General features: G+C 64.7%; 20 protein-coding genes. 9 read left to right on the forward strand and 11 right to left on the reverse strand.

Annotated features, from left to right (window positions below; all coding sequences use genetic code 11):
* Positions 1–21: 21 nt before the first annotated feature.
* Positions 22–678, reverse strand: a complete 657-nt coding sequence (locus AC1C2N_RS14095; protein WP_483404785.1) for a fasciclin domain-containing protein — start codon at positions 676–678, stop codon at positions 22–24.
* Between the two features lie 221 nt (positions 679–899).
* Between AC1C2N_RS14095 and AC1C2N_RS14100 the strand changes: the two genes are divergently transcribed.
* From AC1C2N_RS14100 to AC1C2N_RS14110, 3 genes are all read left to right on the forward strand, one after another.
* Positions 900–2,624, forward strand: a complete 1,725-nt coding sequence (locus tag AC1C2N_RS14100) for a cytochrome c biogenesis protein DipZ (RefSeq protein WP_495434334.1) — start codon at positions 900–902, stop codon at positions 2,622–2,624.
* Positions 2,625–2,751: 127 nt separating this feature from the next.
* The gene (gene sigK, locus AC1C2N_RS14105) at positions 2,752–3,339 is read left to right on the forward strand and encodes an ECF RNA polymerase sigma factor SigK (RefSeq protein ID WP_483404783.1); all 588 of its coding nucleotides are present in this window, start codon (positions 2,752–2,754) and stop codon (positions 3,337–3,339) included.
* Positions 3,336–4,241, forward strand: a complete 906-nt coding sequence (locus tag AC1C2N_RS14110) for an anti-sigma factor (protein ID WP_495434335.1) — start codon at positions 3,336–3,338, stop codon at positions 4,239–4,241. The genes sigK and AC1C2N_RS14110 overlap by 4 nt, the downstream gene beginning before the upstream one ends.
* A 110-nt stretch (positions 4,242–4,351) precedes the next feature.
* Here the strand turns inward: AC1C2N_RS14110 and pstB are convergent, their stop codons facing one another.
* The 8 genes from pstB to AC1C2N_RS14150 all read right to left on the reverse strand — a co-directional run bounded on the left by pstB (position 4,352) and on the right by AC1C2N_RS14150 (position 13,233).
* On the reverse strand, positions 4,352–5,131 hold the full coding sequence (pstB, locus tag AC1C2N_RS14115; protein WP_108391659.1) for a phosphate ABC transporter ATP-binding protein PstB: 780 nt from the start codon (positions 5,129–5,131) through the stop codon (positions 4,352–4,354).
* Positions 5,132–5,151: 20 nt separating this feature from the next.
* Positions 5,152–6,210: a phosphate ABC transporter permease PstA gene (gene pstA / locus AC1C2N_RS14120; RefSeq protein WP_483404781.1), complete on the reverse strand. Its 1,059-nt coding sequence runs from the start codon at positions 6,208–6,210 to the stop codon at positions 5,152–5,154.
* Complete coding sequence (gene pstC, locus AC1C2N_RS14125) at positions 6,210–7,205, reverse strand: phosphate ABC transporter permease subunit PstC (RefSeq protein ID WP_483404780.1); 996 nt, start codon at positions 7,203–7,205, stop codon at positions 6,210–6,212. Before pstC ends, pstA begins: the two co-directional genes overlap by 1 nt.
* Positions 7,206–7,278: 73 nt before the next feature.
* Positions 7,279–8,367, reverse strand: a complete 1,089-nt coding sequence (pstS, locus tag AC1C2N_RS14130) for a phosphate ABC transporter substrate-binding protein PstS (RefSeq protein WP_483404982.1) — start codon at positions 8,365–8,367, stop codon at positions 7,279–7,281.
* 130 nt (positions 8,368–8,497) lie between these two features.
* Positions 8,498–9,433, reverse strand: a complete 936-nt coding sequence (locus tag AC1C2N_RS14135; protein WP_483404779.1) for an NUDIX hydrolase — start codon at positions 9,431–9,433, stop codon at positions 8,498–8,500.
* Positions 9,430–11,604 carry an RNA degradosome polyphosphate kinase gene (locus AC1C2N_RS14140; RefSeq protein WP_495434336.1) on the reverse strand — a complete coding sequence of 725 codons (2,175 nt, stop codon included), beginning with the start codon at positions 11,602–11,604 and terminating at the stop codon, positions 9,430–9,432. The genes AC1C2N_RS14135 and AC1C2N_RS14140 overlap by 4 nt, the downstream gene beginning before the upstream one ends.
* Positions 11,605–11,678: 74 nt before the next feature.
* The gene (gene mshD / locus AC1C2N_RS14145; protein WP_495434337.1) at positions 11,679–12,536 is read right to left on the reverse strand and encodes a mycothiol synthase; all 858 of its coding nucleotides are present in this window, start codon (positions 12,534–12,536) and stop codon (positions 11,679–11,681) included.
* 7 nt (positions 12,537–12,543) lie between these two features.
* Positions 12,544–13,233 (reverse strand): response regulator transcription factor, encoded by a 690-nt coding sequence (locus tag AC1C2N_RS14150; protein ID WP_495434338.1) that lies wholly within the window; start codon positions 13,231–13,233, stop codon positions 12,544–12,546.
* A gap of 108 nt (positions 13,234–13,341) precedes the next feature.
* Between AC1C2N_RS14150 and AC1C2N_RS14155 the strand changes: the two genes are divergently transcribed.
* The 3 genes from AC1C2N_RS14155 to ygfZ all read left to right on the forward strand — a co-directional run bounded on the left by AC1C2N_RS14155 (position 13,342) and on the right by ygfZ (position 15,485).
* Positions 13,342–13,632, forward strand: coding sequence for a hypothetical protein (locus AC1C2N_RS14155; protein ID WP_483404775.1), 291 nt, complete (start codon positions 13,342–13,344; stop codon positions 13,630–13,632).
* Between the two features lie 138 nt (positions 13,633–13,770).
* Positions 13,771–14,370, forward strand: coding sequence for a nitrobindin family protein (locus tag AC1C2N_RS14160; RefSeq protein ID WP_495434339.1), 600 nt, complete (start codon positions 13,771–13,773; stop codon positions 14,368–14,370).
* Entirely contained in the window at positions 14,367–15,485 is a 1,119-nt protein-coding gene (gene ygfZ, locus AC1C2N_RS14165) for a CAF17-like 4Fe-4S cluster assembly/insertion protein YgfZ (RefSeq protein ID WP_495434340.1), read from the forward strand. Before AC1C2N_RS14160 ends, ygfZ begins: the two co-directional genes overlap by 4 nt.
* Before the next feature lie 17 nt (positions 15,486–15,502).
* Here ygfZ and AC1C2N_RS14170 read toward each other — a convergent pair whose 3' ends face one another.
* Positions 15,503–16,312, reverse strand: a complete 810-nt coding sequence (locus tag AC1C2N_RS14170) for a class I SAM-dependent methyltransferase (protein ID WP_495434341.1) — start codon at positions 16,310–16,312, stop codon at positions 15,503–15,505.
* Between the two features lie 110 nt (positions 16,313–16,422).
* Between AC1C2N_RS14170 and AC1C2N_RS14175 the strand changes: the two genes are divergently transcribed.
* A complete protein-coding gene (locus AC1C2N_RS14175) occupies positions 16,423–17,172 on the forward strand; it encodes a phosphoglyceromutase (protein WP_483404771.1) in 750 nt (249 codons plus the stop codon).
* Between the two features lie 84 nt (positions 17,173–17,256).
* Here AC1C2N_RS14175 and phoU read toward each other — a convergent pair whose 3' ends face one another.
* Entirely contained in the window at positions 17,257–17,916 is a 660-nt protein-coding gene (gene phoU / locus AC1C2N_RS14180) for a phosphate signaling complex protein PhoU (protein WP_483404770.1), read from the reverse strand.
* A 198-nt stretch (positions 17,917–18,114) separates the two neighbouring features.
* Here phoU and AC1C2N_RS14185 point away from each other — a divergent pair, with 198 nt between their 5' ends.
* Both AC1C2N_RS14185 and AC1C2N_RS14190 read left to right on the forward strand, forming a co-directional pair.
* Positions 18,115–19,332 (forward strand): sensor histidine kinase, encoded by a 1,218-nt coding sequence (locus tag AC1C2N_RS14185; protein WP_483404769.1) that lies wholly within the window; start codon positions 18,115–18,117, stop codon positions 19,330–19,332.
* The gene (locus AC1C2N_RS14190; RefSeq protein WP_483404768.1) at positions 19,310–19,993 is read left to right on the forward strand and encodes a response regulator; all 684 of its coding nucleotides are present in this window, start codon (positions 19,310–19,312) and stop codon (positions 19,991–19,993) included. The genes AC1C2N_RS14185 and AC1C2N_RS14190 overlap by 23 nt, the downstream gene beginning before the upstream one ends.
* The last annotated feature ends 3 nt before the right edge of the window (positions 19,994–19,996 follow it).

Below are 19,996 nucleotides of genomic sequence, written 5' to 3' on the forward strand. Positions count from 1 at the left end.
GTCAGAAGACCGCGGATTCGCCTACTCGGCCGGCGGCATCAGGACCGTGTCGATGAGGTACACGGTCGCGTTGGCGGTCTGAACTCCACCGCAAATCACCGATGCGTCATTGACCATGAGCTCGTCGCCCTCGCCGGTGACCTCAACCATTCCGCCCTGCACGGTCTCCCACTCGCCCGCGATCTCGTCGGGAGCGACCTGGCCGGGAACGACGTGGTAGGTCAGGATGGAGGTGAGCATCGCCGAGTCGGTCTTGAGTGTCTCGATGGTTGCCGGGTCGATCATCGCAAAGGCGTCATCGACCGGAGCGAACACCGTGAACTCGTCGCCGTTGAGCGTGTCGACGAGGTTCACATCGGGGTTGAGCTGGCCGGAAACAGCCGCGGTCAGCGTGGTGAGGAGCGGGTTGTTGCCGGCTGCGACGGCGACGGGGTCCTGGCTCATGCCGACGACCGAACCTGCGCCCTCGGGAACCATTTCCGCGTAGTCGGCACAGCCGGCGCCGACGAGGTTCGCCGCTGGATCCATTTCCTCCATCGGCTCGGCCGACTCGCTCGACTCTGATCCGCCAGAGTCGGTGGCCGGCTCCTGCTCCATGCTCGAGGAACAGGCGGTCAGTCCGAAGGCCGTGATGGCCAACAGTGACAGTGCTGCGAGTGTGTTGCGCTTGGTTTTCATGAGTTGGTTCTCCTTCAGTTGTGGCCGAGTGTCCCGACCCCCATGCCACGTGCTGTGCGGCTGTGAAGGTTCATTCGGAGCCGGATGCCCAAAGGGTTTGGAAGATTCCCAAAAAAGTTCCGGGCCGCACTGATTCGGCCCGATCAGCGCCGGTGTCACCGGCCACTCCAATCGGATTCGACCCCCGCTCCGAAGAGCCTTCAACCACTTACGGAGGCACCATGTTCACGCTCGCCCTCATCGGCCTGCTCGGCGGATTGATCACGGGTATTTCGCCCTGCATCCTTCCCGTCCTGCCGGTCATCTTCCTGTCTGGCGGCGTCCAGGGCGCCAGACCGACCGACGAGAAAGGAAAGGTGCTCGCGCGGGCACAGTCCCTCCGTCCCTACCTGGTCATCGCGGGACTCGTTGTCAGTTTCAGCCTCTTCACACTGCTCGGATCGCTCCTGCTCGCGCTCCTCAACCTCCCGCAGGACTTCCTTCGCTGGGCGGGCATCGTCGTCCTCGTGCTCATCGGCGTCGGCCTCATCGTGCCGAAGTTCCAGCACATTCTCGAGAAGCCGTTCTCGAAGATCCCGCAGAAGAACGTGGGAACGGACCGGTCGGGGTTCGGCCTCGGCATCGCCCTTGGTGCCGTTTACGTGCCGTGCGCCGGCCCCGTGCTCGCCGCCATCACCGTCGCAGGGTCAACCGGACAAATCGGTGCGGACACCGTCGTCCTGACCCTCTCGTTCGCGATCGGTGCAGCGATCCCGCTCCTCGTCTTCGCGCTCGCTGGCCGTCGGGTCGGCGAGCGGGTCAAAACCTTCCGCAAGCACCAGTCGGCCATCCGTCTCACCGGCGGCATCGTCATGATCGCCCTGGCGATCGGGCTCGTGTTCAACGTTCCGCAGCTGCTGCAACGTCTCGTTCCCGACTACACGAGCGCCATCCAGAATCAGATCAACGAGTCGGATGAGGTCCAGGAGGCCCTCAACCTCGGCGGCATTGTGACCGACGAGAACCGCGACCTGGATAAGTGCTCGAACGGCGGCGCTGAACTCGAGAGCTGCGGCACAGCCCCCGAGCTCACCGGAATCTCCGAGTGGTTCAACACCAAAGACAACGCGGCCGTTTCACTCGAGCAGTTGAGGGGCAAGGTGGTCCTCGTCGACTTCTGGGCATACTCCTGCATCAACTGCCAGCGTTCCCTGCCCCACGTCACGTCCTGGTACGACGCGTACCGCGAGGCCGGGCTCGAGGTCATCGGCGTCCACGCGCCCGAGTACGCCTTCGAAAAAGAGGTCAACAACGTTCAGGCTGGGGCGAAGAACTTCGGCATCGACTACCCGGTCGCCATCGACAACAACCTGTCGACGTGGACGAACTACCGCAACCGCTATTGGCCAGCCTCCTATCTCATCGATGCGGACGGCACAGTGCGCCACATCAAACTGGGCGAGGGCGGCTATGAAACGACGGAAAAGCACATCAGGGAGCTCCTGACGAGTGCCAACGCGGATGTCACACTGCCGGCGGCAACGGACGTCGCCGATGACACCCCGGACAGCGGTGCGACGACGCCGGAGACGTACCTGGGGTCGACCAAGAAAGTGAACTTCGCCGGTGAGGAGAAGTACACGAAGGGGCAGCGGGAGTATCGGTTCCCGGACGAGCTCCCGAAGGACGCCTTCGCGTTATCCGGTGCGTGGGATGTCGGAACACAGAGTGTCACCCCCATCGGCGCTGACGCCTCGGTGCGGCTGAACTACACGGCGAGTGAGGTGCGGATGGTTCTCGCGGGTGAAGGCAGTGTGACGCTCGACGTGAACGGGAAGACGAAAGTCATCGAGGTCACCGGAACGCCGACCTCATATCTCCTGGTCGAGACCAGCGACGTAGAGACCGGCACCCTCGATGTCAAGGTGGGCGCCGGGATCGAAGCCTTTTCGTTTACCTTTGGGTAGACTGGTGCATGGCCGGGCCGCAGTAACCCCGGGCTCCAATATTCGCCGCTCTGAGCGGCCTCACGCCGAGAGGCGTTCTGCGGCCCGGTCGCTGTCATGTGACAGCCCGTGTGAGAAGCTTGGAAACGTGCCAGAAGAAGCGGAAGTGGTATCGACGGAGATCTCCGGCGATGATCGGTCGACGCTTCTGCTCACCCGCGTCGCCGGCGGGAGCCAGGACGCGTTCTCCCAGCTTTACGATCTGTACGCGCCTCGCGTATTCGGCCTCGTCCAGCGGATCCTGGTTGATCGCGCCCAGGCCGAGGAAGTCACCCAGGAGATCTTTCTCGAGATCTGGCAAACCGCTACCCGTTTCGCTCCGAATAAGGGTGGAGCACGCGGTTGGATCCTGACCATGGCGCACCGCAGGGCTGTCGACCGTGTGCGTGCGTCGCAGGCTGGTCGGGACCGGGATGTCCGAATCGGCATCCGGGATCAGAAGGTTGACTACGACAGCGTCTCAGAGGATGTTGAACTGAAACTCGAATCCGAGCGGGTCGATCGTGCATTGCAGACGCTGAGCGACATTCAGCGCCAGGCGATCAGCCTGGCGTACCACGGAGGCCTGTCGCAGGCCGAAGTGGCTGAGCGGCTCGGCGTTCCGCTGGGAACGGTCAAAACGCGGATACGGGATGGGATGATCAGACTGCGAGAGGAATTGGGGGTGGCACTGTGAACGACGACACGAGTAACAACGACGACCTCACCGTCGACGAGCCGTCCGACGACTCCTCGCTCGCAGCGCTCTACGCCCTTGGTGCGCTCGACGTCGACGACACCGCACGGTTCGAGGAGCACCTTGCCTCTTCGGCCGAGACGCAGGCCGATGTCGTCGGTTTCGAAGCGACAGTTGACCTCCTCGCGACGGGAGTCGAACCCCCCGCCTCGCTCAAGGCAAGCATCATGGCGAGTATCGCGACTTTGCCGCAGCTGCCGGCGGATGACCAGGCCCCAGCGGTGACGACAGCGCCTGGGCGCGCGGTCGATGCTGACCAGCCGGTTCAGCGACCGGCGTCGACTCCTGTGACTCCGGCGACGAGCACCACCCCGTCGGCGGGTCAGTCCGCGCGACCCTCGAAGGCCGAGCAGAAAGCACGGTCCCGATGGTACTCACGACCCGCTGCCGCTCTCGCAGCTGCCGTTGCCCTCGTCGCGGTCTTCCTCGGCGCCAACGCACTCACGAGCGCCCTCAATAACGGCAACGGGCTGCCCGAAGCGCTCAGGCTCGCGCACATCGAAGCGCAACCCGACGTGGCGCGCGAAACGATCAGGCTCACGAACATTACCGACGAAAAACAGGTCACGGCGACGCTCGTGTGGTCTGGCGCCCTCGCCCAGTCGGTGTTCATCGTCGACGGACTCGCGAGCCTGCCGGAGGACAAAACCTACGAGCTCTGGTACATCGGCGAAGACGGCCCGGTCTCAGCAGGTGTCTTCAACACCCATCGTGCCGGTGAGAGCTGGCGTGTGCTTGAGGGGTCCATGGCCGCGGGGGATGCCGTCGGCGTGACGGTAGAACCGGCGGGCGGCTCTGAGCAGCCGACCACCGACCCGCTCATCGTCATCCACACGACCTGATCCGGGCGCGCTCCCGCGCCCGCGCGCTACACATCCATGCCCGCGCTGCAGATACTTCTGCAGCGCGGGCATGGAAGTGCAGCTGTCGCGGCCTGGCGGCCGAAAGCCGCCTAGCCGAACCGGCCGGAGACGTAGTCCTCGGTGGCCTGGACGCTCGGCTGGGTGAAGATCGTGTTGGTGTCGTCGTACTCGATGAGCTTGCCCGGCTTGCCGGTACCCGCGATGTTGAAGAACGCGGTCCGGTCGGACACCCGCGACGCTTGCTGCATGTTGTGGGTGACGATGACGATCGTGTACTCGTTCTTGAGTTCCTCGATCAGGTCCTCGATGGCGAGGGTCGAGATCGGGTCGAGCGCCGAGCATGGCTCGTCCATCAGCAGCACGTCCGGTGACACAGCGATGGCGCGGGCGATGCACAACCGCTGCTGCTGGCCGCCAGAGATGCTCGACCCCGGCTTCTCCAGCCGGTCCTTGACCTCGTTCCAGAGGTTCGCACCCCGAAGCGACTTCTCAACGAGGTCGTCGGCATCCGACTTCGAGATCTTCCTGTTGTTGAGCTTCACACCGGCGAGGACGTTGTCGCGAATCGACATCGTCGGGAACGGGTTTGGGCGCTGGAAGACCATGCCCACCTGACGGCGGACCAGCACGGGATCGACGCCCGGTGCATAGAGGTTGTCGCCGTCGATGAGGACCTCGCCCTCGACGCGAGCGCCGGGGATCACCTCGTGCATCCGGTTGAGGGTGCGCAGGAAGGTCGACTTCCCGCAACCGCTCGGCCCGATGAACGCGGTCACGGTGCGCGGTTCGATCGTCAGTGAGATGTCTTCGACCGCCAGGAAGCTGGAGTAGTAGACCTTGAGGTCTTTGACCTCGATGCGCTTTGACACGGTATTCCTTCGGGTTGAGGCTAGCGGCCCAGTTTGGGCGAGAAGATGTTCGCGACGAGCCTGGCGATGAGGTTGAGCGCCATCACGATCAGGATGAGAGTGAGCGCCCCGGTCCAGGCCCTGTCGATGTAGGCCTGCGCGTCGGTGCCCTGCTGGGCGTACGAGTTGTAGACGAATGTCGGGAGCGCCATCATCCGGCCGTCGAAGAGGTTGTAGTTCATGCTCTGCGTGTACCCGGCGATGATGAGCAGTGGCGCGGTCTCACCGATCACGCGGGCGACCGAGAGCATGACGCCGGTGACGATGCCGGCGAGCGACGTGGGGAGGACCACCTTGAGGATCGTCAGGTACTTGGGCACCCCGAGTGCGTACGACGCCTCACGGAGTTCGTTGGGAACGAGCTTCAGCATTTCTTCGGTGGATCGCACGATGACGGGGATCATCAGCACGCTCAGCGCGATGGCGCCGCCGATGCCGAGGCGCACGCCCTCACCGAAGAAGATGACCAGAAGGGCGTAGGCGAAGAGGCCGGCAACGATCGACGGGATGCCGGTCATCACGTCGACCAGGAAAGTGATCCATTTGGCGAGTTTTCCGCGGCCGTACTCGACGAGGTAGATGGCGGTGAGGATGCCGATCGGCACCGAGATGATGCTCGTCGCGAGCGTGATGAGAAGGGTGCCGACGATCGCGTGGAGCGCGCCGCCGCCTTCGCCGACGACGTTCCGCATCGACATCGTGAAGAAATCGAGGTCGAACCGTGCCGAACCGTTGGTCACCGTTGTGACGGCGACGGAAATCAGGGGGATGAGCGCGATCAGGAAGGCGATGACGACGAGGCTCGTCATCAGCCGGTCCGTTGCCTTCCTGGAGCCTTCGACGAACAGCGAGAGCAGCCAGTAGGTCACGACGAAGATCACCGCGGTGACAATGAGGATGCCGGCGATGTTCGGCGCGCCAAGGATCGCGAAGACAGCGACGGAGATCCCGAGCGCGCCCAGGATGACGTACAGCGGCGTGAACCGGTTGAGCTTGCCCGCCTTGAGAGCGCTCGACATCGGCGCCTGTGTGATGGCCATCAGTTCGCTCCGGAGAATGCCTTGCGACGATCAACGATCGCACGCGAGATGAAGTTGACGACGAAGGTGATCGCGAAGAGGATCAGGCCACTCGCGATGAGGATATTCACGCCGACGCCGTGGGCTTCGGGGAAGTTGAGGGCAATGTTCGCGGCGATCGTTGTCGGGTTCTGCGACTGCAGAAGGACGAGACTGATGATGAGGCTGGGGGAGAGGACCATCGCAACGGCCATGGTCTCGCCGAGCGCTCGCCCGAGGCCGAGCATGGACGCCGAGACGATGCCGGGCCGCCCGAAGGGGAGGACGGCGATGGTGATCATCTCCCAGCGCGTCGCACCCAGCGCGAGTGCGGCTTCCTCGTGGAGTTTCGGCGTCTGAAGGAAGATTTCCCGGGACAGCGACGTGATGATCGGGAGGATCATGACGGCGAGGACGATCCCGACAGTGAGGATCGTGCGACCTGTGCCGGAAACGGGCCCGGCGAAGAGCGGGAACCAGCCCATGTTGGTCACGAGCCAGCTGTACACCGGTTGCACCGCCGGGGCGAGAACCCCGATGCCCCACAGGCCGTAGACGACGCTCGGCACCGCGGCGAGCAGGTCGATGACGTAACCGAGGCTCTGCGCGAGCCGGCGAGGAGCGTAATGGGTAATGAACAACGCGACCATGATCGACAGCGGCACCGCGATGACGAGCGCGAGGAACGCGGCCCAGACGGTGCCGAAGACGAGCGGCCAGACGTAGGACAGGAAGTTGGTGGCGTCGCCCTTGATGTCGTCTTCGCCTGCGGTGAACGCGGGGAGGCTCTGCGCGACGAGGAAGATCGCGACGGCCGCGAGCGTGACAAGAATGACAATTCCTGCCGTGAGTGTTGAGCCGCTGAAGATCCGGTCGCCCCGCCGCTGGACGGGCTTCGGCGGACGGGCCGGGGCTTCGGGCTCACCGGGACTGGCTGGCTTCACCGGTGTTGTCGGTGGCTGCGCTGTAGTGGTCATGTGCCTTCGTCTTTACCTTGCCCGGCCTGTCCGCCATGCCCGGGCGGGCATGGCGGACAGATCAGAGAGCTGTTTACTTGATGGATTCGATGGCCGTCTTGACCTTGTCGCTCAGTTCGCTCGAGAGCGGCGCAGCACCGGCGGCCTCGACGGCGACCTGCTGGCCGTCTTCTCCGGCGATGTACGTGAGGTACTCCTTGACGAGCTCAGCGTCGTCGGGGTCAGCGTACTCCTGGCAGGCGATCGCGTAGCTGACGAGGACGAGCGGGTAGTGGCTCGGGTCCGTCGTCTCGCGGTCGAGCTCGATCGCGATGTCGTTCGCCTCACGGCCCTCGACCATCGGGGATCCCTCGACGACCGCTGCAGCGGCATCCGCTGTGTACTCAACGAATTCGTCGCCGACCTTGATCTTCGCGGTGTCCAGGTCGCCCGCCTTCGACGCGTCCGCGTACCCGATGGTGTTCGATCCGTTTGAGACGGCGTCGACTACACCCGATGTGCCCTGGGCACCCTCACCGGTCTTGAACGGGAAGGTGTCGCTCGGCTCGGCGGTCCATGCCTCTGGCGCCGTCTTGTTGAGGTAGTCGGCGAAGTTCTTTGTCGTGCCAGAGTCATCCGAACGGTGCACCGCTGTGATCGGCGCGGACGGAAGCGTTGCGTCGGGGTTCAGCGCGGCGATTGCCGGGTCATCCCAGCTGGTGATCTCTCCGGAGAAGATTTTCGCGAGTGTGTCTGAATCGAGGTTGAGCTCATCCACTCCGTCGACGTTGAAGATCACGGCGATGGGTGAGATGTACACGGGAAGGTCGATTGCCTTGGTTCCCGGTTCGCAACTCTCGAAGTCTCCCTCAAGCTCCTCATCGCTCAGGAGCGAGTCAGACCCGGCGAAGGCGGCTGCGCCAGAGATGAAGTTCTCCCGGCCGGCGCCGGAGCCCTGCGGGTCGTAGTTGACCGTGACCTCGGGGTGAGCCGTCTGGAAACCCGCGATCCACGCTTCCTGTGCGCTTCCCTGGCTGGAGGCGCCGATACCGACGAGTTCGCCGGAAAGTGTGCTGTCTGAGCTGCCTGCGCTGTCAGCCCTTTCATTGGCCGCACAGGATGAAAGGGTGAGAGTTGCCACTGCTGCGATGACCGCGATGCGGCCGACCTTCGAGAACTTCACGGAGATGTGTCCATTCATAGTGATTACGGGACGGGCCCGTCGGGCCCACAGGTGACGTTAGGTGTGTGGCCTTACGAGCGTCCCTCATCGCGGTGAACGGAAGGTTAACGACCGCTTTCCAACCCGGCGCTCATGCGCGGGGTTCGTGTGTTTCGATCGAGATGATTCCCGAGCTCGGGTTACTCGCCGAGAGATGCACGACGCTGAAAGCCCCGGTGGACAGGCCGGCAGCGCTCGAGAGGTATGAACCGGTGACGCTTCCGGTCGCCAGCGCGATTTCGCGGAGGATGTCCGGGAGCACGGGGCCGTGACTGCAGAGCACAGCGGTCTTGCCCGAACGGACCCGCTTGCCGACGACCTTGCGGACGTCAGACTCTCCCGATTCATAGGCATCCTGGCTGATCAGGTCGGTGCGCCGCACCTCGATCCCGGTTGCCGCCGCGAGGGGAGCGACCGTTGTTGCGCAGCGCACCGCAGTGCTCGACACGATGCGCCGTACCCCGAAAGCACGAAGCGTGCCGACGATCTCGTTCGCCTGCTCGACGCCACGTGGGGTGAGCGGGCGGCTGGCATCCGGTCCGTCCCAGGACGATGGCGACACAGCTTTGCCGTGCCTCAGTGCGATCAGCGCGAAGGTTGAGGTCACGCCCTCGTCGACGAGTGTCGCGAAGGTGTCGATGATCTCCACATCGCGGTCGTAACTCAGGTAGTTCCTGGCCCGCCTGATCGTGACCCACTCGAGTGCAGCGACCTCCCCGTTCGGGACGAAGGTCGACGCGAGCACCGCGGCATCCGTCACCTCGCTCGCCCAGTAGTGGACGACTTTCTCCTTGCCGCTCGCGAGCGTGTAAGCGGAGACTCCGAGCGGGACGCCGAGAGTGACGGCGAGGCCGGTCTCCTCGCGGATTTCCCGCACCGCCGTCTGGGGCAGTGACTCGCCAGGGTCGACCTTGCCCTTGGGCAGGGTCACGTCGGCGTACTTCGTGCGGTGAATGACGAGAATGTGGATCCTGCCGTCGATGAGCCGCCAGCACACGGCGCCGGCGGCGTAGACGGCGCTCGTCACCTGCGGCTCCTCTGCCGACGGCGCAGGCTGGTCTTCAGCATCAGTCTGTCCTGCAGGTCGACGAGTGCCTCGCCATTTTCGCCGACACTGTGACGCTCCCACTGACCGTCGGAGTCGAGGTGCCACGATGAGGTCTTGTCGTCCATGGCGACGTCGAACAGTCCCTCGATCTCCGCGAGGTGTGCCGGAGACGTGAGGCGCACCAGTGCCTCGACGCGACGGTCGAGGTTGCGGTGCATCATGTCGGCGCTGCCGATGAAGACGTGGGGATCGCCGTCGTTGACGAACGAGAAGATGCGGGAGTGCTCGAGGAACCGGCCCAGGATGGAGCGAACACGCATGTTCTCGCTCATGCCCGGGTACCCCGGCCGGAGGCTGCAAATGCCGCGCACCCAGATGTCGACGGGAACACCCGCCTGGCTAGCCCGGTAAAGACCATCGATGATGGCCTCGTCCACTATCGAGTTGACCTTGATCCTGATGCCGCTCGGTTTGCCGGCCTCGGCGTTCCTTCGCTCGGCTTCGATGTGCTTGAGCAGTCCCTTGCGCAGGTGAAGGGGAGCGACGAGCAGCCTCTTGAACTTCTTCTCGATCGCGTAGCCCGACAACTCGTTGAACAGGCGGGTGAGGTCCTTGCCGACCTGCGCGTCGGCGGTGAACAGACCGAGGTCCTCATAGATCCGGCTCGTCTTCGGGTTGTAGTTTCCCGTGCCGATGTGGCTGTAGTGCTTGAGCGTTCCCTTTTCTTCACGGATGACGAGGGCGAGTTTGCAGTGCGTCTTGAGTCCGACGAGGCCATAGACCACGTGCACGCCAGCCTTCTCGAGCTTCCGGGCCCAGGAGATGTTGGCCTGTTCATCGAAGCGCGCCTTGATTTCGACGAGCGCGAGAACCTGCTTTCCGGCCTCGGCAGCGTCGATGAGCGCCTCGACGATGGGGGAGTCCCCCGAGGTGCGGTACAGGGTCTGCTTGATGGCGAGAACGTGCGGGTCAGCTGCGGCCTGCTCGAGGAAGGCCTGGACACTCGTGGCGAACGACTCGTACGGGTGGTGCACGAGCACGTCCCCGCGGGAGATCGCGCCGAAGATGTCTGCTTTTCCGTTCGGCTCAGCCGGCTGGAATTCGAGCGCAGTGGTCGGTACCCGCGGCGGGTACCTCAGGTCGGGACGGTCGATGCCCGAGAGGCTGAACAGGCCGCCGAGGTCGAGGGGCGCCGGGAGCCGGTACACCTCCTGCTCGGTCACGTCGAGTTCGCGCACAAGCAGGTCGAGTGTGACGTCGTCCATGTCCTCGGTGATCTCGAGGCGGATGGGCGGCCCGAACCGACGGCGGAGCAGCTCCTTCTCGAGGGCCTGGATGAGGTTCTCGGTTTCATCCTCCTCGATCTCCACGTCCTCGTTGCGTGTCACGCGGAACACGTGGTGCTCGACGATCTCCATTCCGGGGAACAGGTCTCCGAGGTGGTTCGCGATGAGGTCTTCGAGCGAAACGAACTGAATGTCGTCGAGTGTGGCTGAGGGGTCGACCCGCACGAAGCGAGGCAGCATCTGAGGCACTTTCAGCCGCGCGAATTCCTGCCGTCCGGTCTTGGTGTTCCGTACCCGGACGGCGAGGTTGAGCGAGAGTCCCGAAATGTAAGGGAACGGGTGCACAGGGTCCACAGCGAGGGGCATGAGCACCGGGAAGATCTGCTGGGAGAAGTAGTCGCTGAGCCCCGCCTTGTCCTTCGCGTTGAGCGAATCCCAGCTCACGACACTGACGCCCGCAGCCGTGAGATCCGGCTTGACTTGATCGCTCCATACGCGAGCGTGACGTAACTGCAACTCGTGGGCCTTCTCCGAGATGTCTTCGAGGACGTCTGCGGGGGCGCGGCCGATGTTGGTGGGGACAGCGAGACCGGTGAGAACGCGACGCTTGAGTCCCGCAACCCTCACCATGAAGAACTCATCGAGGTTCGACGCGAAGATGGCGAGGAAGTTGGCCCGTTCGAGAGCCGGCACCGAGCGGTCCTCAGCGAGTTCGAGCACCCGCTGGTTGAAGGCGAGCCAGCTGATCTCCCTGTCGAGGTACCGGCCCTCGGGGAGGGCAGGGTCGTCGCGCTCGAAGGCGGGGTCGAAGTCGTCGTCGTCCCAGCCGAGGCCGGAGTCCTGGGCCATGCTGTCTGATGCCATTGCAATATCTTGTCACCTTGAGCAACCACCGTGCACATTGCGGCGAAGTGGCGGCACCGGGTGCGCCCCGTGAGTCAGGATTCCGCGCGGCGAGCCGCGCGCGGCTCGCTCAGCCGGTATTGCACGTCGACCGTATGGTCGGAGAAGCCGAGTGAGCGATACAGGGCGACCGCCGGTGTGTTGTCTGCCTCAACGTAGAGAGCGGCCGTCGTGCACCCACGCGCTCGCATCCGCTCGAGTCCCGCCAGCATGAGCGCCCTGCCGAGGCCGCGACCGGGGGCGTCGACTCCGATGACGTATACCTCGCCGAGGTCCTGCTCGATTTTGAGCCAGTTGTAGCCGATCATCGCCCCGGCCTCGTCGCGAGCGATAAGGAAGTCGCCAGGGTCAAACCACTCTTCAGCTTCCCTGGCGCGGAGGTCGTCCACCGAGATGCTGCCCTGTTCGGGATGGTGGGCGAAGATCCTGGCGTTGAGAGCTACCCACTCGTCTTCGTCGGTTCCTGGGCGGAAGGTCTCGAATACTGTGCCGGTCGTCGCTGACTCCTCGAGCGGCATCCGTAACTGCAGCAGGGTCCTGACCGGGGTGAACCCGAACCGCCTGGCCAGCGCCCGAGCGGCAGGATGGTCGCCGTGGGACCAGGCTTTCAGGCCGGCGGGTGCATCGGACAGCAGTTCGGCGACGGCGGTGGTGCCGTACCCAGACCCGCGCCATTCCGGGTCGATCACGAGCTCCAGCTCGGTCTCATCGACGATGGCAGCCCCGACCAGGTGCTCGGCGGCGCTCGGCGATTCCTGCGGCTCCACGATAAAGACCAGTCTCCTGGTGCCCTTCTCGGCATCCACGAGCGCCTGGTCGTTGAACGGCGCCTGGCCGTCGACGGCGGCGGCCACCCGAACGAGGCGGTCGAACGCGGCACGGGCCCCTGGCACGGAGAGGCTACGCGTGCGAAGGGCCGGTGGGCGCACTGTCCTCCTCATAGACGTTGAAGCGGTAGCCCACGTTACGGACGGTGCCGATGAGCTGCTCGAGGTCGCCCAGCTTGGCGCGCAAGCGCCGGACGTGGACGTCAACGGTCCTCGTGCCACCGAAGTAGTCGTAGCCCCACACCTCGCTGAGCAACTGCTCGCGGGTGAAGACCCGTGACGGATGCGTGGCCAGGAATCTGAGGAGCTCGAACTCCTTGTAGGTCAGGTCCAGCGGCTTGCCCTGGACCTTGGCGGAGTAACTCGCCTCGTCGATGACGACGCCGGAGGTCTGGATCTTTGTCGAGGTCTGCTCGAGCGCCTGTTTTCCGATGGCCAGCCTGATGCGTGCGTCCACCTCCGCAGGTCCCGCGTTCTCGACGAGGACATCGTCGACGCCCCAGTCGGCGCTTACCGCGCTGAGTCCACCCTCGGTGAGGACGATGAGGAGGGGGACGGTGAGGCCTGTCGTCCGCAGGATCTTGCACAGCGACTTGGCGCCGGCGAGGTCTGTTCGCGCGTCGATCATGATCAGATCGCTCGCGGGCGCGTTGACGAGTTGAGCCGGCTGGGCCGGTATCTGACGTACCCGGTGGGAGAGCAGACCGAGGGAGGGAAGCACGTCATTGTCGACCCGTGAGGTCAGAATCAACAGTTGCGCCACGCAGGACCTCCAGTGATTAGCTGGGTCAATACTAGCGACAGCGCCATGCATGGCGTGATCACCCCCTCCACGGGGGCACGCGGCCGCAGAATCGGGCACAATGGGAGCGTGACCGATACTCCGATGACACCAGCGCGCACCTGGGGCGGCATCGCCGCTGTGTGGCTCGTCGCCCTGGCCGGAGCGGTGGCCGTTGCCCTTCTGCCGTCGGAGAGCTACAGGCTTTCCTGGCTCTGGCTGGCGCTCGCCGCGTGCATGCTCATTGCTTTCGCCATCCAGCTCTCGACCCATCGCAAGGTCGGGTTTATCGACCGCCTCGGGGCGAGCATCGTCGGGGCCCTCGTCATCATCGGCGGCACTGCTGTTGCTCTCAGCGTCGTCGCCGTCTCCGGGGGATAGACTGTCGGCATGGATCTCGTCGCGCTCGAACTCTTCTTTGTCGGTCTTCTCGCCGCAGCAAGCCTGGGCATCGCGTTCACGTCTGTCGTTGTGCTGTGGAACCTGTTTCGGGGCCAGCGGTAACGTTCCCGCTCGATCATGATCGAACTGAATCTCGACCTCCCCGCTGAACTCGTACCCCTTTCCTGGCTGATCGGCGTGTGGGAGGGCACAGGCGTCATCGACTACACGGTCGGCGATGAGTCGGTCAGTCACGAGTTCGGCCAGCGCGTGAGCTTCAGCCACGACGGTCTGCCGTACCTCAATTACAACTCGTACACCTGGTTGCTCGACGATGAGCAGACGCCGCTGGTCGCCGAGTCGGGGTACTGGCGCCTGCACCGACTGCAACAGCCGGGTGACCCTGGGCCGGCGATGCTGCCCGGAATCGGTGAGCGCCCGTATCCCAACGCCGAATCCGTCGAAACACTGCGCAACTCAGACGGCGGCTTCGACATCGAAGCTGCGGTGGTTCACCCGGGTGGCGTGAGCGAGCTCTACCTCGGCCAGGTCAGGGGCCCGCGGATCGACCTCGCCACTGACGCCGTGATGCGCAGCGCTGGTGCAAAGGAATATGCGGCGGCAACGAGGATGTACGGCCTCGTCGACAACCACCTGCTCTGGGCGTGGGACATCGCCGCTCTTGGCCAGGACCTGAGAACACACGCCTCCGCCCGCCTGGGCAAGGCTGACTCATGACGGCGTCGCCGTTCTTCGGCATCGACGGTGCCGTCGAGCTTCCCGGAGCCATCGACACCGGTGTCCCCTCTCACTACGGGAACCCGAACATCGAGCAGCGCCGGCTTGCGTCAGGGGCGGCGGTCGTCGACCTCTCGAATCGCGGCGTGATTTCCGTGACGGGTCCTGACCGGCTGACCTGGCTCAACTCCATCACCTCAGCGGAGCTCAGGTTCCTGCAGCCGGGTGAATCGAGCGAGACCCTGTTCCTCGATCCACACGGGCACATCGAATACGCTGCAGGCGTCCTCGACGATGGTGAGACCGCGTGGCTGCTCGTTGACCCGGAATCGGTCGAGTCGCTCGTCGCCTGGCTCAACCGCATGAAGTTCATGCTCAGGGTGGAGATCACCGACCGCACAGCCGAATTCGCACGGATCGGTTTCCTCGCTGACGAGGTCCCCTCCACGCTGCCAGTGGCCTCCCGATCAGGGGTTCCGCTGGTGTGGCGTGACCCGTGGTCCGCCGTCGTCGCCGGCGGGCACCAGTACGCGAACGGCCAGCATCCCGGCGCCGAGTGGAACTGGAAGGAAGCCCTCGTTGCCAGGGAGGCGCTCGCTGATGTCGCGAGCGCACACCAGGTCGCAGGTACCCTCGCCGCCGAGGCGCTTCGTGTTGCCGCATGGCGCCCGCGCTTCGCCACTGAGGTCGACGAGAAAACGATCCCGCACGAGCTCGACTGGCTCCGGAGCGCCGTCCATCTCGCCAAGGGCTGCTACCGCGGACAGGAGACCGTCGCGAAGGTGCATAACCTCGGCCACCCGCCACGCCGGCTCGTCATGCTGCACCTCGACGGGTCCGATTCGGTGCTCCCCGCGCACGGAGCGCCGGTCAGGGCGGACCGGGCGGGCGAGCAGGTCGACGTCGGGCGCGTCACAACGGCTGCCATTCATCACGAGCTTGGGCCGATTGCGCTCGCGGTGATCAAACGCTCGGTGAAACCGGATGCCGTCCTCAGCGTCGACGAGGATGGCCAGCTGATCGCGGCAGCGCAGCAGGTCATCGTGCCGGCCGACGCCGGCGCTGTTGCCGATGTGCCGCGGCTGCCGAGACTCGGCGCGGTCCGTCGTCCCTGACCGAACCCTGACCCCGCTCAGTTGGGTGCGACTGCCTCCCACGGAACAGTGAGCTCGCCGAGCCGCCACCTCGAGCGCGTGCCGAGCACTGGCCAGCCGGCTGCCGCCAGGCCCGTAACCGTGGCGATCCAGCGCTGGACCGGCCCGTATGGCGACAGTGGCGCACTGTACTGCCACTGACGATCGAGCTCCGTCATCAGGAGAGCGATCCGCTCTCCGGGAACGTTGCGGTGGATGAGGGCCTTCGGCAGTCGTTCGGCGACGATGGATGGGCGGTCGAGTTCGTCGAGTCGCAGCGAGATCGTGAGGGAGCGGGGGCCGTCCGCGGCCACAGTCACCCAGCTCGAGATCCGCCCGATCTCATCGCAGGTTCCCTCGACCAGGACACCGCCCGACTGGAGGCGAGAGACCATCATGCCCCAGGCATCCGCCACCTGGTCCTCGTCGTATTGCCGCAGTACGTTGAAGGCGCGGATGACGGCGGGGCGTCGCCCGTCGTGCACGGGGACTTCGAACCCGCCCCTGGCGAAGCTCACGCGAGCGTCGGTGGCGAAGCCCGTTTCTCCGCGTCGCACTGACTCGAGCTGGCTGGTCGCCCTGTGTACCCGTTCCTTGTCGATCTCGAGGCCGAGCACCTCGACATCCGGCCGGACCTTGTGAAGGCGCGCGTGCAGTTCGAGGCTCGTGACAGCGCTCGCGCCGTAGCCGAGATCGACGATAAGGGGGTCTGGTGAAGTGCGCACCACGGGGAGAGTCTGCAGGAATCGGTCGACCCGTCGAAGGCGATTCGTGTTCGTCGTCCCTCGGGTGATGGTTCCAATGGGCATTAGATCATTCTCTCAGGAGCGCCCCTGACCGTTCGCCGATGGCACCCGGCGGCCGCCTCTGTCTGCCCGTGCCGATGGAGCCCATCGCCCCCTGTCGATAGAGTGGGAGCATGTCTCTGCCATACACTCTCATCCTGCTTCGCCACGGAAACAGCGACTGGAACCAGAAGAACCTGTTCACCGGCTGGGTCGACGTTCGCCTGAGCGACCAGGGCGTCGCCGAAGCCACCCGGGCCGGCGAGCTGCTCACCGAGTCCCAGCTCACCCCTGACGTCCTGTACACGTCAGTGCTCACGCGCGCCATTCAGACGGCGAACATCGCCCTCGATGTTGCCGACCGCGCGTGGATCCCGGTCAAGCGCAGCTGGCGCCTGAACGAGCGTCACTACGGCGCTCTCCAGGGCAAGGACAAGGCCCAGACGCTCGCCGAGTACGGCGCAGAGCAGTTCCAGGTCTGGCGCCGCTCATTCGACGTTCCGCCGCCCCCGATCGACGACGACAACGAGTACTCGCAGGCGAACGACCCGCGTTACGTCGGCATCGATGGAGAGGTCCCGAAGACGGAATGCCTCAAGGACGTCATCGACCGGATGCTTCCGTACTGGGAATCGGACATCACCGGTGACCTGGCGGCGGGCAAGACCGTGCTCGTCACGGCGCACGGCAACTCGCTTCGCGCCCTGGTCAAGCACCTCGACAACATCTCAGACGACGACATCGCGTCGCTGAACATCCCGACGGGGATCCCTCTCGTCTACAAGCTCGACGAGAACTTCAGGCCCACCCAGCCCGCGGAGTACCTCGACCCCGAGGCCGCCGCTGCCGGCGCAGCGGCCGTTGCCGCCCAGGGTAAAAAGTAGGGCCATCGCCCCAACGACACAGGCTGCGCGTCATTCTCCCCCGAGAGTGACGCGCAGCCTTTGTCGTGGTGCGACCGTTGGCGCTCAGCGCAGGTCGGGATCCGGGATCCACTCACCGGTTGCGAGGTACTGAACCTTCTTGGCGATGGATACCGCGTGGTCGGCGAACCGCTCGTGGTACCGCGACGCGAGCGTCGCATCGACGGTGGCGAGCGGTTTGCCTTTCCAGGTCTCACCGAGAACCTTGTCGAAAACGCTCACGTGCAGCTCATCGATCTTGTCGTCCTCGTTACGGATCTCTTCGGCGAGTCGAACGTCCTGCGTCCGGAGCAGTTCGGTCAGCTTCCTGGCGATCTCAACGTCGAGTCTGCCCATCTCCGCGAAGGTCGAGCGGAGTCCCTTGGGTACCGCGCGTTCGGGGAACCGGTAGCGCGCTAGCTGGGCGATGTGTTCGGCCATGTCGCCCATCCGTTCGAGCGAGGAGCTGATCCGAAGGGCGCTGACCACGATGCGGAGGTCTCTCGCGACGGGCTGCTGCCTCGCGAGGATGTTGATGGCGAGTTCATCGAGGGTGACAGTGAGCTCGTCGATGCGAACATCGTTCTCGATCACCTCTTCGGCGACGCTCACGTCCGATTCGTTGAAGGCGCGCACCGCATTCTCGATGGAAATGGCTACGAGTTCCGAAATGGCGATCAGCCGTTCCTGGACCTCGGCCAGTTCCTGTTGGAATACATCGCGCATGTGCTCTCCGTTCAGTTCAGGTGCGTCGTTCGGTTCATGGTGCGTCAGTGATCGACGCACGGATGCCACGGCGCCCGGATGCAACCATGCCTCGCGCAGGTTAACAATTGGGGGCACTCAGCTGAACGCTCGTCAAAATCCCCTGATCGAGCGTCGCCAGCGGCAAGTGGGCTGGTGTGGTGCATCTAATCTAGTCCTATGTACTCCGCCTGGTTAGTGCTCGCGGCACTGGCACTCGGTCTGATCGTCGGCGCCGGATTCACCCTCGTGCTCTCCGTCGCCGCCAGGCGCGGCCAGCGCGTTGCGAGCGTTGTAACGCCCCGCGTTCCCGACGGTGTCTCGCAGGTGCTCGAGGCTCTGGAGAGCGCGGGAGTGGTTGTCGATCCGTCCGGCAACGTGGTCAAGGCATCGCCAGGTGCCCTCGCACTCGGACTGGTCCGCGACGGACTGCTCGTTAACGAGGAGCTCAGGCAGCTCGCGAACGAGGTCCGCGACAACGGTGACCCCGTTACCCGGGACTTTGACATCAGCAGGGGACCGTTCGGCGGTGCGAGCACGCACCTCAACGTTCGCTGTGCCCGGCTGGGCACGCGCTTTGTGCTCCTGCTCGCGCAGGACCACACCGAGGCGCAGAGGCTTGACGAGGTGCGCCGTGACTTCATCGCCAATATCTCGCACGAACTCAAGACTCCTATTGGGGCGGTCAGCCTGCTCGCCGAAGCGCTCGAACCAGCCGCGGATGATCCGGAGCAGGTCAGGAAGTTCGCCGCCAGGTTGAGTACCGAAGCGGAGAGGCTCGCTCGCATCACCCGCGAGATCATCGACCTGTCGCGGTTGCAGGCGGCTGACGCCCTCGCTTCGCCGGAACTGCTCGACATCGACAGCGTCGTTGCACAGGCCGTCGACCAGAGCCGCGTTGCCGCTGAGGCGACGGGCGTGACACTCACCGCCGGCGGAGACAAGCGCGTCCAGGTGTACGGCGACGAAGCCCTGCTCGTGGTTGCCGTGCAGAACCTGATCTCGAACGCGATCAATTACTCGCCGCCGGGTGGGCGGGTGGGTGTCGGCGTGAACCGCACGGCTGGCGTTGTTTCGATTGCCGTGACGGACCAGGGGGTCGGCATCCCCGAGGAGGACCGTGACCGTGTTTTCGAGCGATTCTTCCGTGTCGACCAGGCCAGGTCGCGCAACACGGGCGGCACAGGACTCGGCCTCTCCATCGTGAAGCACACGGTGCAGAACCACGGAGGCGAAGTCCGGGTGTGGTCGAAGCTCGGCCGCGGTTCCACTTTCACCATCCGCCTGCCGGAGGCGGCCAGGACACCGACCACCGAATCGATTCCGATAGCGGGCACATCAGGACCCGCCGGTTCCCACAGTAAGGACACGCCGCATGACACGCATCCTGCTCGTTGAAGACGAAGAAGCGCTCAGCGAACCGCTGACCTACCTGCTGGAACGAGAGGGACACGACGTGGCTGTCGCTGCTGACGGCCACTCCGCCGTCAGGGCTTTTCACGAAACCGCCCCGGATCTCGTACTCCTCGACCTCATGCTCCCGGGGATCCCGGGGACCGAGGTATGCCGGCAAATCCGGGCGGTCTCACAGACTCCCATCATCATGCTCACCGCGAAGGACTCGGAGGTCGACATCGTCGTCGGGCTCGAACTCGGAGCAGACGACTACGTCACGAAGCCGTACTCGAGTCGCGAGTTGCTCGCCCGGATTCGTGCGGTCACCCGTCGCAGGGCGACAGAGGACGCCGGGCCCGACGAGGCGGTTCTCGAAGCGGGCTCGGTGAGGATGGACGTCGAGCGTCACACCGTCGAGGTCAGGGGAACCGAGACCGCCATGCCGCTCAAGGAATTCGAACTCCTCGAGCTGCTGCTCAGGAACGCGGGCAGGGTGCTCACCCGCGGTCAACTCATCGACCGCGTCTGGGGCAGCGACTACGTCGGAGACACGAAGACGCTCGACGTGCACATCAAGCGGATCAGGTCGCGCATCGAAGAGAGCCCGTCAGAGCCGAGAATGCTGCTGACCGTGCGTGGCCTCGGGTACCGATTCGAGGCTTAGGCG

It is taken from the genome of Mycetocola sp. Y791, from assembly GCF_059445325.1.